Source organism: Paenibacillus anseongensis, assembly GCF_009757995.1.
Lineage (GTDB): Bacteria > Bacillota > Bacilli > Paenibacillales > NBRC-103111 > Paenibacillus_E > Paenibacillus_E chondroitinus.
Genome location: NZ_WSEM01000005.1, coordinates 235,467 through 248,245, shown reverse-complemented (window position 1 = coordinate 248,245; position 12,779 = coordinate 235,467). Strand labels below are relative to the sequence as shown.

At 46.8% G+C, this 12,779-nt stretch carries 12 protein-coding genes; 5 read left to right on the top strand and 7 right to left on the bottom strand.

Annotated features, from left to right (window positions below; all coding sequences use genetic code 11):
• Positions 1-52: 52 nt before the first annotated feature.
• The gene (locus GON05_RS05605) at positions 53-1,267 is read right to left on the bottom strand and encodes an MFS transporter (RefSeq protein WP_157318218.1); all 1,215 of its coding nucleotides are present in this window, start codon (positions 1,265-1,267) and stop codon (positions 53-55) included.
• A gap of 204 nt (positions 1,268-1,471) precedes the next feature.
• Here GON05_RS05605 and GON05_RS05600 point away from each other — a divergent pair, with 204 nt between their 5' ends.
• Positions 1,472-2,242, top strand: coding sequence for a DeoR/GlpR family DNA-binding transcription regulator (locus GON05_RS05600; protein ID WP_181646435.1), 771 nt, complete (start codon positions 1,472-1,474; stop codon positions 2,240-2,242).
• A 106-nt stretch (positions 2,243-2,348) separates the two neighbouring features.
• Here GON05_RS05600 and GON05_RS05595 read toward each other — a convergent pair whose 3' ends face one another.
• From GON05_RS05595 to GON05_RS05585, 3 genes are all read right to left on the bottom strand, one after another.
• The gene (locus tag GON05_RS05595) at positions 2,349-3,317 is read right to left on the bottom strand and encodes a quinone oxidoreductase family protein (protein WP_157318216.1); all 969 of its coding nucleotides are present in this window, start codon (positions 3,315-3,317) and stop codon (positions 2,349-2,351) included.
• A 107-nt stretch (positions 3,318-3,424) separates the two neighbouring features.
• Entirely contained in the window at positions 3,425-3,847 is a 423-nt protein-coding gene (locus tag GON05_RS05590) for a VOC family protein (RefSeq protein WP_127449426.1), read from the bottom strand.
• Between the two features lie 173 nt (positions 3,848-4,020).
• Positions 4,021-5,649: a putative bifunctional diguanylate cyclase/phosphodiesterase gene (locus GON05_RS05585; protein WP_157318214.1), complete on the bottom strand. Its 1,629-nt coding sequence runs from the start codon at positions 5,647-5,649 to the stop codon at positions 4,021-4,023.
• A gap of 240 nt (positions 5,650-5,889) precedes the next feature.
• Here GON05_RS05585 and GON05_RS05580 point away from each other — a divergent pair, with 240 nt between their 5' ends.
• Positions 5,890-6,654, top strand: a complete 765-nt coding sequence (locus tag GON05_RS05580; RefSeq protein ID WP_157318213.1) for a phytanoyl-CoA dioxygenase family protein — start codon at positions 5,890-5,892, stop codon at positions 6,652-6,654.
• A 34-nt stretch (positions 6,655-6,688) separates the two neighbouring features.
• Positions 6,689-7,573, top strand: a complete 885-nt coding sequence (locus tag GON05_RS05575; RefSeq protein ID WP_221435208.1) for an AraC family transcriptional regulator — start codon at positions 6,689-6,691, stop codon at positions 7,571-7,573.
• A gap of 8 nt (positions 7,574-7,581) precedes the next feature.
• Here the strand turns inward: GON05_RS05575 and GON05_RS05570 are convergent, their stop codons facing one another.
• The 3 genes from GON05_RS05570 to GON05_RS05560 all read right to left on the bottom strand — a co-directional run bounded on the left by GON05_RS05570 (position 7,582) and on the right by GON05_RS05560 (position 9,944).
• On the bottom strand, positions 7,582-8,214 hold the full coding sequence (locus GON05_RS05570; RefSeq protein ID WP_127449419.1) for an SGNH/GDSL hydrolase family protein: 633 nt from the start codon (positions 8,212-8,214) through the stop codon (positions 7,582-7,584).
• Positions 8,215-8,327: 113 nt separating this feature from the next.
• Positions 8,328-9,182 (bottom strand): AraC family transcriptional regulator, encoded by an 855-nt coding sequence (locus tag GON05_RS05565; RefSeq protein ID WP_157318211.1) that lies wholly within the window; start codon positions 9,180-9,182, stop codon positions 8,328-8,330.
• Between the two features lie 30 nt (positions 9,183-9,212).
• The gene (locus GON05_RS05560) at positions 9,213-9,944 is read right to left on the bottom strand and encodes a phytanoyl-CoA dioxygenase family protein (protein WP_157318210.1); all 732 of its coding nucleotides are present in this window, start codon (positions 9,942-9,944) and stop codon (positions 9,213-9,215) included.
• 181 nt (positions 9,945-10,125) lie between these two features.
• Between GON05_RS05560 and GON05_RS05555 the strand changes: the two genes are divergently transcribed.
• Positions 10,126-11,622, top strand: a complete 1,497-nt coding sequence (locus GON05_RS05555; RefSeq protein ID WP_157318250.1) for a spore germination protein — start codon at positions 10,126-10,128, stop codon at positions 11,620-11,622.
• Positions 11,623-11,649: 27 nt separating this feature from the next.
• Entirely contained in the window at positions 11,650-12,744 is a 1,095-nt protein-coding gene (locus GON05_RS05550; RefSeq protein WP_157318209.1) for a Ger(x)C family spore germination protein, read from the top strand.
• The last annotated feature ends 35 nt before the right edge of the window (positions 12,745-12,779 follow it).

Sequence of the window (12,779 nt, the reverse complement as noted above, 5' to 3'; positions counted from 1 at the left end):
TCAAAAAAAGACCCGGCGTCAAATGAAAGCAACGCCAGGTCCAATTCTCGACTCACACCGACACCGTTTTCGAGTCTGTCCGGCGCCCTTGCTCTTTTAGCATAAAGAAAATATTCACAAGACCAAACAGCAGGAAACAAATCCAAGGAAGTGCACGCCAGCCAAGCACCGTCCCCAAATCGTACAGATAGCCACCTCCCACATTACCGATCATAGCGCCGATGGACAGCGCAAAACTATTAAAACCGAAATAGCTGGCTATACTCCCGCTCCCTGCAAACTCAGACACCATCGTATTCATCATCGGCTGCAAAAAAACTTGGCCAATCATAAACGCAATAACCCCAGCATAAATCCCGATCATGGACCCCGTCATCCCAATGGTGAACAGTCCGGCAGCAAGCAGCAATGTAGCGAGTGACAGCACGCCGAAGGGCTGCATTTTCGATTGGCCCAGCTTGGCAAATGGAACCTGAAGCAGCACCATAACGACGGCTCCGCAAGAATAAATCAGTCCGATATTTACTTCTGGCGCAATTTGATTCACCCGAAACGGAACGGCCATATAGAGCTGCGCGACAAGCGACCACGATATCATGGTGAACACCATAAAGCGGCGGAAAGCACGATTAAGAAGCACTTTTTTCATCTGCGGCAGCATGCGAGCGTCCTGCAGTTTCTGTTCATTTTTAATTCGGGGCAATATAAGGAGACTTAAGAAAAAGGAAAAGACAAAAATCAGCGTCGCCGTCAAACTCACATATTTAAAATGAAACCCCATTAAAAGCGCGCCCAAAACGGGTCCCACGACAAACCCCAGATTGCTCAGCATTTCACGAATCGCATAGACGGTGATCCGATTTTGAGGAGTCGATAGCGCTGCATAATATGCATAGCTTGCCGGTTGAAACAACGCCGCGCCCAAGCCGGAGAAAAAACAGGCAATAATCAAGCCAGGCACATGGTCAACGAAGCCGAACATCCCGAAACCAAAGGTCCGAATCAACAATCCGATCAAAATCGTCCGCTTATAGCCAAGCCGATCAGCTAAGGTGCCGCAAAAGGCAGAAAGCCCCTGTTGACTAAGACTGCGTATAGCCGAAATGACGCCCACAATCGTCACACTCAGCAGCAAATCGTGCATCAAGTAGGAAGCTAGCAGCGGAATCATCATATAAAAGCCAACTGCCATGCTGAATGTATTCATAAACATGACCCAAAAGGGCAGTTTAATGTCCGTAAGCTTTTTCCAAAGATGCCTCATCATCAAATACCTCGTTTCCCTCTGCGATGTGTCAATCTCAACAAGATACCTGATTCGAAGAGGATTGCCTATGGGCTTTCTTTGTGTGAGCTTGGGTATATTATTGCTGCCAATTTTGATATACTCAAATGACCAATCAAACAAACAGGAACAAACACAAATGCACGTTACAATCTTTCTGGGAAAATGATAGAAGGCGGGGGAACGATGTTATCCGAGGTTAGACATTCCAAAATCATTGAGCTGCTGAATCAGGCAGGTTCAATCAAGGTTTCTGAGCTGAGCAAAGCCTATCAGGTAACTGAGAAAACGATTCGCGAGGACTTAGAGAAATTAGAAGCTTCCGGTATTTTGAAAAGAGTACACGGTGGGGCCGTTCTCGTCGAAAGCTCGAATTCGATGCTGCCGATTCATAAACGAAGAGTGCGCCAGCAAGCAGAGAAAGAACAGATCGCCGCAGAGGCTTATCAGTGGATTGAGGACGGCCAAATCATCCTGCTCGACGGAGGCTCGACGACGTTGGAGCTTGCGAAGCTCATCCAACACCGCGCGCTGACCGTGATTACGAACGATACGAAAATCGCCGCTACGTTGGCGGAAAGCCCTCATATCGAGCTTTGCATGTTGGGCGGTTACCGCCGCAAAGGCACTTATACGATTATCGGGCCAAGCGCCATCCAAATGGTTGATGAGCTTAATGTGGATATTGCTTTCCTTGGATGCACGGGCATCGACTTGGAACGGGGTATCTCCGTGTTTCACCGGGATGAAGCGGAGCTGAAGAAGCGAATGATCAAAGCTTCGAAGAAAAAGATTCTGCTTACCGATCATACGAAATTTGATCAGACTGCGCTAATTTCATTTGCTTCGCTGAAGGAAATTGATCTATTGATTACTGATGCCGAGGCCGACGATCAGTTAATTGCGAGGTATTCGGAGCAAGGGCTTGAGGTTCGCAGAGGGTTCATGCAAGAGTAGGCGGACCTACAGTCCTCTATTTCGAGGCGCTGCAGGATATGCCTAATAAATAGGGCCATCTCATCCCGAAGAAGTACATTCACTTCGTGATGAAATGGCCTATTGGTTATGGGATGAGCAAAATTTTCCCGGTGCTCTGCCTGCTTTCAATGAGGCGATGCGCTTCGGCGCCATCCTTCAAAGGAAAGCTCGTCAGGCCGCCCATCTGAATGATGCCTTCACGCAGTGCTTGAAACAGCGCCTCTGCACGCTCGATCCGATTGGCCAAAGTGGTCACATGGTTCCACAAATCGCCGCCGGTTAACGTCTTCGAAGAATCCATGAGCATTCTTGGATCTACATGCGGCGGATCTCCTCCCGCCATGCCATAGAACACGACTGTCCCCTTCGTTCTTACAGCCGCAAAGCTCTCCATTAACGTGGACCCAACAGAATCATAAACAACGTTAGCGCCTTGTTTCTCCTCCGTAAAGCGGATCACTTCCTGCGCCCACTCCGTGTCGTAACCGAATACAACATCTGCGCCAGCTTGCAGCGCGGCCATCTGTTTGGCTTCCGAAGAGGTCAAGCCGATGACCCTTGCCCCTTTGCTCTTGGCGAGTTGAATCAATAATTGCCCCACGCCTCCTGCCGCGGCATGAACGACGACATCGTCGCCTGCCTGAACGGCATAGCTATCATTGACTAAGTAATGCGCCGTCATGCCTTGAAGAAGGAGGCCGGCAGCTTGTTCGAATGTAATATCGGATGGCACCGGTATTGCTCGATCAACAGGCACAGCGACCAATTCGCTGTTCGCAAAAGGAACATCACAAAAGGCGATACGGTCGCCAACCTGAATGTGCGTCACATCCGGTGAAACTTGTTCAACGATCCCAGCACCCTCATAACCTAGTATAAAAGGTGGTTTTCCTGCCAAATGATAGTTTCCCCGTCTACGATAAACATCAGCAAAATTGAGTCCAATTGCCTTGGTCCTAACTATAATATGTCCTAACGCCAGGCCAGGGTCAGGAATCTCTGCATACCGAAGCACTTCCGGTCCGCCAAATTGTTCAAATATTAATGCTTTCATCGTTTCCCTCCAAATGACTCGTCTATCGTGAAAATTGTATCACACCCCCTCTTTATTACAAAAAAAGCCCTCCAATCCAGTTGAACTGAAGAGGAGAGCTCACTATGTTACAACGGGTTTTCTCCCGTGCTTTGGAAAAACTCAAGGATTTCACCGTTCAAGCCTTTGACAAAGGCGATTCTAACCGGTGTCGAAGGATTGCTGCCTAAGACAACATCTTTCGGCTCCACCGTCACAACCGCGCCGGCAGCCACTGCCGCTGCAACCGCTTTGTCTACGTCATTGCTTCGGAAAGCAACGTGGAAGTAGGAACCTTCCGGTTTCACTTCGCCTGATCCGCCAGCAAAAACCTCCATATAGTTGCCGTCCCCGGAGTCCAGCAACGTGATTCTTTTATCCCCTTCGCCCCAGCTTGTCTTTTCCGTAAAACCTAAGCCCTCGGTATAAAACTTCACCGTCGCTTCAAAATCATTCGCTCTTAACGCAAGGTGGTGAAAGCCACCGCCGCCTATTTTCTCATTCGTCCCCACTTGATAAGCCTCCTTTGTCATCAGTACATGTCCTACCTTCAAGAGTATAACTGATAGCCAGATGTTAGAAAATGACTTACCTCGAGGTAACTAAGTTTCCTGCACGTAATGTGACTTGCTATGGTGCAAGGTGTCCTACCTTCGAAGTATGGAAGTTCTTTTAAGCACCACTATCACGCCTCCAACTCCACATGCTTCGGAAGCAAAGGAAGATCAGTCGGCTTATTGATATAATAGCCTTGGATTCCCCAACAGGCCATCTCCTTCAGCATCACGTACTGCTCATACGTTTCAATGCCTTCGGCGATCACTTGCAGCTTAAGCGCTTTCGCCATAGCCAACATTGCTGCAATTAACGGCGCATTCCCATCCGCAATAAAAGATCTGTCAATTTTCAATTTATCAATTGGCAGCAAGGTTAACATGCTCAGCGACGAATAACCGGTTCCAAAGTCGTCCAAAGCAATGGTAAAACCATGCGCGCGCAGCTGATGGAGGGTTAGTTGAACCTCCTGCATGGAATGCACTGTCGTGCTTTCAGTGATTTCAAGCTCGATGGAATGAGGAGTTACTTCCTCTTCCCCAATGATGTTTAAAAGCTGCTCAACGAAATCCTCTTCGTTCAACTGAACTCTGGAAATGTTGACCGATAGTTTAAACTCAGCGCCATATATCTCTTTTAAAAGATGCCAATCCTTGCAGGCCTGCCGAATAATCCAGTACCCGATATCGACAATTAATCCTGTTTCCTCAGCAACCGGGATGAAGCTATTGGGCTGGACGATCCCCCTGCTGCCGCAATGCCACCGCAAAAGTGCCTCCGCTCCAATCACCGCTTGCTTCGCCGGATGATAGATCAGCTGATATTGCAGATACAGCTCCTCTTTTTCAATCGCCTGAGAGAGTGCAAGCTCATGAATAAAATTTTCGACATGATCGTATTTGTAAGCGGCTTCGTAAATATGAAAGCTTTTTCTGCCGGCGCCTTTCGCCTTATATAAAGCAATATCCGCTTGCTTAAGCAGGGTCTGAATGGTCTCCTCTTCGACTCTCAGCGATACGCCAATGCTTACGCTTAACTTCATTTGCCGATCATTTACGTTAAACGGCTTCTGGAAGAGCTGAATGATGGTATTTGCCGTCTGCTCCGCAGGCTCGGATTCTTGATTGGCAACAACAATAAACTCATCTCCGCCCAAACGCACCAGCGTATAATTCGTGCCGAACTGTTGAATGAGACGATTCGCAACCTCTACGAGAACGGTATCCCCTACATCGTGTCCGAACATATCATTGATATTTTTGAAGTCGTCCAAGTCAAGTAAATACAAGGTAGCTGGATGTATCACGTGTTCCAACAAATATCTCCGGTTGTACAACCTGCTGAGTTCATCATGATAAGCGTAATCATAGAGCAAATTCTCATGGATTTTGCGTTCCGTGATGTCACGCGTTACGGTGAAGATATAGGTCAGATTATCATTTTCATCAAAAATAGGAGTGAGAATGCTTTCCCCGCTTAACATACCGTTGGGCAGCACAAAACCATCTTCATATTTAACCGTACGCCGCTCTTTGACCACCCGCATATATTTCTTATGTAAATAGTTGGCCATATGACTTGCATTCGTATCAAAAAATGTCAGCCCTACGTCTTCCATTGATCTCCCGCTAAAGTGTGTAGCTGCCCGATTCACGTAGTAGTACCTCAAATCAGCGCCATCCACCTTCATGATGTAAATCGAGTCTTCAATATCATCCAACATGTGTAGGAGTAAGCTTACATCTAGTAATTTATTCATTCGTTGACCCCTTTACCCATCACAACGTCCTCATTAGAAGCTTGAAATTGCAACTTATACGATTCGGCAAGCACACCCATATTTCCTGCCATTTTGGTGATTGGCGACATTCACCATGGATTCTTGCAAATAATCGTTTTGTGCTATTCTTAATCGTTTTCATCACTTATTTTTCCGAAGGCGTCGCCTTACAATAAGATTATAAGTAATTCCAAACTAATCCAACCGGAGGTTTTGCGAATGATTACTAAAGGAAATCCGTTTTCTATCGAGCAATTTCGCGAGGAAGGCTACAGTGGTCCGACGCAAGGATTATCGCTGCAAGAAGCCGATATGTACTATAATCGTTTTTTCGATGTCATCCAACAGTCGAAATACGAGCCCGGTCCCACCAAAATGAACCTGTCCGCCTGGCATCAAAACCATTATTGGGCATACGAATTAGCCACCCATCCCAGCATTATTGCAGCAATGAAGCAAATACTTGGCGAAGACCTCGTTCTGTGGGCGATGCATTTCTGGTATAAGGAACCTAATAACGATAAATTTATTCCGTGGCATCAGGATATCAATTATTGGCCTATGGAGCCTGCGATTAATGCAACCGCTTGGGTAAGCCTCGGCTGGTCCATCCGTGAGAACGGCTGTTTAAGAGTCATACCGGGAACTCACAAAGCGCAAGTTGCGCATGTCTCAACAGGCACCGATCAAAGTGCCTTCTCGGAAGGCTTGCCAGCGGAAGCGATCGATGAGTCGAAAGCGGTTGACCTCGAAATGTCCCCTGGTCAAATCGCATTTTTCAATGAAGCAACTTTCCATGGTTCTGAAAAAAACAACTCCAACATCCCACGCGTAGCTTTCTCTGTGCGCTATACAACGCCTGAAGTGAAGTTCCTGATGGAGGAGTGGGGCGGCGATACAACGCGTATCCGCACCTATCTGGTACACGGCGAAGACAGGCCAAACCGGAATGAAGCCATTCGAGGCGTCGTACCGCAGAAATAGGGGGATAAGAAGTTCTTTTTTCACGCAAACCCTCATGCTACAATGGGCTAAAAAGACAAATGAAACTCGAAGCGAGGTGGCTGGTACATTGAACTCCTATCAATTAATCATTGACTCTCTGGATATTCGTTTTTTGCATATTAAACAGTATGAGCTGGATTACAAATGGCAGGCCAGCCACCGAACGCTGCATCATTCCGTTCTATGGATTGTCCAGCAAGGCAGCTTCCTGCTGGAAGTCGATCATATCCGGTACACCTGTAAGGAAGGTCATATCTGCATCCTGCCCGCTCATACAGATATCAGCTACCATGCAATTACCGGAGAGCTTGCGCTAACGAGCATTAATTTTGACGCCGAAATCTCTCTCCTTAGCCATCGAAGCTGGGGGCATGTGCTCAATTTACCTGTCGTATTCGACCAGGCACTGCACAACGTGCAATCCCCGATTCGTGATATGCTGACACATATCGGGGACAACTCCCCGGTGATTTCCCTGCTCATGCAGTCTTCTCTCCTGCGTATTCTCTATGAATTGATGAATCGCGAGATGCCGGAGCAGCCGATTTCACCTTATACCCACATGGATAACCGCATTCATACGATTATTCATTTTCTGCTCTCGCATCCTAGCCGCATGCCTGAGATCAGGGAACTTGCCGAGCTGGTGCAGCTTAGCGATTCCCACTTGCGCAAATTGTTTATTAAGCAAACCGGCCAAGCCCCGCTCCATTTTGTACATAGTCTAAAAATAGAGCAAGCAAAAAGGCTCCTCGCTACAAGCGTGAAGCCGATCTCTCAAATCTCTTATGAGCTTGGCGTGGAGAATGCCAACTATTTTACACGAATGTTCAAAGCCAAGTCCGGTCTCACTCCGATGCAATACCGCCAGCAATACGGCTTATGGCTGAATGAATAGGCTTCTGTTTACTCGATAGCGCCAACAGCCTGCAGCCAAGCTTTGGCAATCAAAGCATGTCCAGCCGGAGATGGGTGTACGCCGTCCGGCGCCCAGAATGCGCTTTCAGCTCTCGTAGAAGCTTGAGCAAATAAGCCATCCAAACACACTAGACGTGCATCGAACTCTCTGGCTAATTCACGGACAACCGTGATTTTGGGATCGAGGTCTTCTCTCCATTGCTTGCGATCTTCGGGTACGGGCAGCACGAAAGGTTCAATGAGCACAATCTTTGCGCCTGTTTCGGCTGTTTGCGTCAGTAAATCGCGGTATCCCGCTTCAAAACTCTCCGTCGATGTCGGATCATTACGATCGTAACGTCTCCACGTATCATTAATCCCAATATAGATGGACACTAAATCAGGCTTCAAATTCAAGCAGTCTTGATCCCAGCGCTTCTGCAAATCCACAACACGGTTGCCCGATATGCCGCGATTAAGAAATTGCACCTGTTTTTCCGGGTATTTTGCTGAAAATTGAGCTGCTGCCATCAAGGCATACCCTCTACCCAAATCATTCCCGTTGTCGCGAACACGTCCTGCATCCGTAATACTGTCCCCTTGAAATAAAACGACATCCCCTTGACCAATCCATGCTGACATGTGAATGTTTCCTCCCCTTTATCCCTTGACCCTTTTGAATTTACCAAAAGTTGCCTAGAGTATAGCACAGGCTATAAGGGCTATCAATTGTAACATCTGACTAAATAATCTAGTCAACATTCGGAGGAACGCGATTTCTGAACCATTCTCGGCGTTTGCCCGAAGCGCTGCTTAAATACGCGTTCAAAATGCGTTAACGTTTGAAAACCCGAAGCATAACAGATTTCCGTAATCGGATAATCGGAGGAAATAATCAGTGACTTGGCAAATTTCAAGCGGAGATCCTGTAAATAGGTTTGGAACGGAATACCTGTTGTTTTGCGGAAAACATGGGAGAAATAATTCGGCGCTAGACCAGCCTGCTTGGCGGCTTCTTCCAGTGATATGCCCTCCCGAAAATGATGATGGATATGAAGAAGCGCTTTTTGCACATCGGGATGCTTCTGGTGCGCAATCTTCTCCTCCTGCCGCTTGGCTGCGGAAGTTGCTCTGGCGACATAGAGCAGAATACGTTCCAGCGCCCCTTTCACGATATGTGTATACCCCATCTTCTGATGCTGGGACTCTTCCCAAATCAAGCGAAACTCATCTTCGATTTTCTCAAAACTCTCTCGCATATCCGCATTCCGAAAGTCTCCCGCTTCTTGGAAAAATAACGTTTTCAGCTCCCCGCTAAATAAATCGTCGGAGAACACGAGGTTGTACAGATGCAGCGTTTCGCCTGCGAGAGGGCCAATCTCGTGAAAATCAGCCGGGGTCAGCAAAAACAAGCTGCCGGGACGCAGGTCATAGGAAACACCGTTGACGACATTTCTTCCGTGCCCCGCACATACAAAGCAAAGTTCGTAAAATTCATGCCAATGCAGCTCGCAGAGCCGATCCACATGCTGTGTGTAGATATGAAAGGATTTGGACGGATGAATAAACCTCTCGCTCTTTAATCGCTCTGGCTGATCTTCTCTACGCATCCGCTCCCGCTCCTCTCGTTTTAAGCACTATTACACATTGGCATATTGATTTCCTGCTATATCTTTCCCTCTAGCCAACCACACTTTGAAATTTTTGTTTTTCTCTGGAAACACCTTCGTATCCGTTGCAAAATAACGCATCGTATATCCACAGCGCCGGTCAGCGCTCCTATTCGGGTCGGCACCGTGTGCGATCCGCGCATCATGCAGCGAGCACTCTCCTCTGCCCAGTTCAAAGTGAACGGCTTTGGATGTATCCAAATTTTTGATTTGCGTGCTAAAGAGATTTTTGGCTCTGTCAACCGACTCATACTCGGAGAATCCATGATGATGGGTGCCGGGAATCACCTGCATGCATCCGTTCGCTTTGCTGCTAGGATCAATGGCGAGCCAAATGGTTACGATTTTGTCCAGTCGGTCTACACGTCCCCGCCAATAAGCGGAATCTTCATGCCAAGGCGTTGCTCGACCGATCAATGGATCTTTGCATATAAAATGACTGGACCATAATCCAATATTCGGCCCTAGCAGCGGTTCCACCAAATCGAGCGCTTCGTCCGACAGCAGGAACTTGAGAAGTCTTTCGTCCCGAAAATGCGGCGTATCTAATTCATCGGACAATTTGCTGCCTTTCTGGGCCAGCTGATCCTCGAAAATAGCGGTTAATTCAGCCAGCTTCTCCGCAGAAAACAGCTGTTTATGATGCAGCAGGTACCCATTCTTTTTATAAAAAGCGACTTCTTCCTTCGTTAATTGGCTCATCTCAACATGCCTCCCTAGCTTCGCATTGCTTACATGTTTACTATACTTCTGATGCAGGGTGAGGACTCATCTTATCTTACTTAGAAGTTAGCGTATGTTAAGGTCATAGCCTAAACGAAGATGAAGGAAGATGCATAAAAATCAGCAAATAACAAAAAATACCAACAAAAAGGAAGAATGGATGGCATGTGCGATGTTGAATACGAAGGCCAAAGACATAGAACAATTGCTCCTGCTTGCTCGAAGGTCCAGCGACTTTATCAGCAGCACGATTGCATTCACGGAGCCTCCGCTAACCATTCATTATTATAAAACTCTGATTGATGAACATCTTCTGCAAGAGCAGCTGCTTCGTGCAATTGAAAATAACGCGGCTGGAGCGGAAATTCAACATCTGAATGATTTAAAACAGCTCATAACCATTGAAGGCATCCAGATTACCGACCAAATTGCTGATATACAATCAAAACTTTACCAGGGATATGCTGTTATCCAAAAGAATGAGCATGATACTTTGTGCGCGTTAGTTCCATTAATCAGTAAAGCAGGGCTGCGTAAAAGCAATGATACGGATAATGAATTCAGTGTGGTTGGGCCTAAGGTTGGCTTTGTCGAGGACCTTGACATCAATCTGCACCTGATTCGCAGCCAGTTCGCACTGCCTAACCTGATCATAAAAACGATATCGATTGGCAGTTTATCCAATTCGAGAGTGGCTATTATCTATATTGACGGGATCACGAGCAAGGAAAACGTGGCTATTATTGAAGAGAGGCTCAGCAGCATTGATTTTGAAGTGGTCTTCGATACTGCACAGCTGGATCAGATTATTTCTGACAACTCGTTGTCCCCTTTCCCCTTATTTGTATCAACGGAGCGCAGGGACCGAGTCATCTATTCCTTAATTTCCGGCCAGGTTGCCGTCATTAGTGACGGGTCTCCCTATTTTATTACAGGACCTTCGACGTTGTACGATTTCTTCATTTCGCCCGAAGACTATTACTTGCCTTGGATATTGGGCTCATTTTTCAGGATCATTCGCATATTGGGCGTTGCTTTCTCGCTCTTTGCCTCTGCTTTGTATACGGCGATTACAACGTTCCATTACGAAGTCATTCCCAAGGATTTGTTGCAGCCGCTTATTTTCTCCAGGCAAAATGTACCGTTTTCTCCGGTTCTAGAGGTGCTTTTTCTGGAGATCACGATTGAATTTCTTCGCGAAGCCGGAGCCAGGCTGCCCACCAAGATCGGTCAAACGCTTGGTATCGTCGGCGGTATCATCGTCGGACAAGCGGCCGTTGAAGCCGCATTAACAAGTAACATTTTAATCATCATCGTGTCTTTATCCGCGTTGGCTTCATTTGCAACACCTATTTACAAAATGTCAAATACGATCCGCTTCCTTCGATTTCCCATCATTATTATGGCTTCGTACTGGGGGTCGATCGGTATGATATTCGGGATCTGCTTTATCCTGATTCATATTACAAGACTGACATCGTTGGGAAGTCCTTACACCGTACCCCTGTATCCACTGCGGCCCAAGGATCTAAGAGACAGCTTTATCCGCTCATCCTACCAATATACAAATAAAAGGCAGTCGTATCTGAAGCCGGAAACGGTACTCCGATATATTCCTAAACCCCGGAGAAAGAAAACTGATTGGGAACAGGAGTGAACGAGCTGGAAAGGAGAGTGTACGTGAATGGTCTATAAAGCTGCTATGGCGCTGATTTCCTGTGTATTTGCCGTTGGATGCAGCAGCAACCAGCAGATCATCAATAAAATACAGCTTGTTCAAACAGCCGGTTATGATAAAGTGGGTGATCGTTCACTTTGCTCGGTCATCTTGACCAGCTATATAGAAAAAGGTAAAGCCAGCTCGCAGCTATTGCTGACCGAATCTGACTCCAGCTTTGATATGATCCCCCGGTTAAACACCAAAACCAGCAAAACGATTCAATACGGACAGATGGGCATGGTGCTTTTCTCAAAAACGTATGCGGAGATGGGCATTGGCCCTGTGATCAGCGGTTTCTGCCGAGATCCGAAGATTGCTAGCAAAGTTCAGATGGGCGTAACGGATAAAGAGGCTTCTAAAATGATGGAAGTCGCCAACAAAGCCCAGGAATCGCTTTATCTGATGCGAATGGTTGAGCAAAATGTTCAAACGGGCAATCTGCCCAAAATGAATTTTAAATATCTCTTATTTAATTATTACGGGGAGGGTCGCGATATTTTCCTGCCCTACTTCAACGTTGAAAGAGGCTCAGTGAAAATTGACGGTTTAGCGCTATTTAAACAAGATAAATTCGTGACAAAAGTCAGCATTCGAGAAGCCTTCCTACTGAAGTTATTGACGGAATCTTCTCGAAATGGAAACTTACTCATGCCAATGAAAGCGGACAACGACAATTCGACGATTCACGATTATGTGTTAATGAAAAGCATTGCTTCAAAAGCAAATTACCATTACAACACATCGGCCTCTGAACCAATTGTTGAGATAGGGCTTAGGGTCAGAGTATTGATCAAGGATACCCCTTCCTGGTTGCACCTGAATACGAAGGAACAAAGGGATACATTCGAACGGCAATTAGGCAGCTATTTAGAAAAAGAAGCCCAGGACTTTATTGCGCTGTGCCAGTCCAAGCAGGTAGATCCGATCGGACTTGGCGATTTCGTCAGAAGCCGGACAAGGACCTGGAATGAAAAAGATTTCTATGCCACTTACCCGAAGCTGCGGACACAAGTTACTGTTCATTTGTCTATCGAGCAAAGCGGTGTTGGGGAATTATAAGCGAGGACTTTACGTTACAAGGGGGAAACGACAAC

Excerpts from the sequence above, each read along its gene's own strand:
- GON05_RS05605 (WP_157318218.1), bottom strand. The coding sequence starts at position 1,267 with ATGATGAGGCATCTTTGGAAAAAGCTTACGGACATTAAACTGCCCTTT.
- GON05_RS05600 (WP_181646435.1), top strand. The coding sequence starts at position 1,472 with ATGTTATCCGAGGTTAGACATTCCAAAATCATTGAGCTGCTGAATCAG.
- GON05_RS05595 (WP_157318216.1), bottom strand. The coding sequence starts at position 3,317 with ATGAAAGCATTAATATTTGAACAATTTGGCGGACCGGAAGTGCTTCGG.
- GON05_RS05585 (WP_157318214.1), bottom strand. The coding sequence starts at position 5,649 with ATGAATAAATTACTAGATGTAAGCTTACTCCTACACATGTTGGATGAT.
- GON05_RS05580 (WP_157318213.1), top strand. The coding sequence starts at position 5,890 with ATGATTACTAAAGGAAATCCGTTTTCTATCGAGCAATTTCGCGAGGAA.
- GON05_RS05575 (WP_221435208.1), top strand. The coding sequence starts at position 6,689 with ATGCTACAATGGGCTAAAAAGACAAATGAAACTCGAAGCGAGGTGGCT.
- GON05_RS05570 (WP_127449419.1), bottom strand. The coding sequence starts at position 8,214 with ATGTCAGCATGGATTGGTCAAGGGGATGTCGTTTTATTTCAAGGGGAC.
- GON05_RS05565 (WP_157318211.1), bottom strand. The coding sequence starts at position 9,182 with ATGCGTAGAGAAGATCAGCCAGAGCGATTAAAGAGCGAGAGGTTTATT.
- GON05_RS05560 (WP_157318210.1), bottom strand. The coding sequence starts at position 9,944 with ATGAGCCAATTAACGAAGGAAGAAGTCGCTTTTTATAAAAAGAATGGG.
- GON05_RS05555 (WP_157318250.1), top strand. The coding sequence starts at position 10,126 with ATGGCATGTGCGATGTTGAATACGAAGGCCAAAGACATAGAACAATTG.
- GON05_RS05550 (WP_157318209.1), top strand. The coding sequence starts at position 11,650 with ATGGTCTATAAAGCTGCTATGGCGCTGATTTCCTGTGTATTTGCCGTT.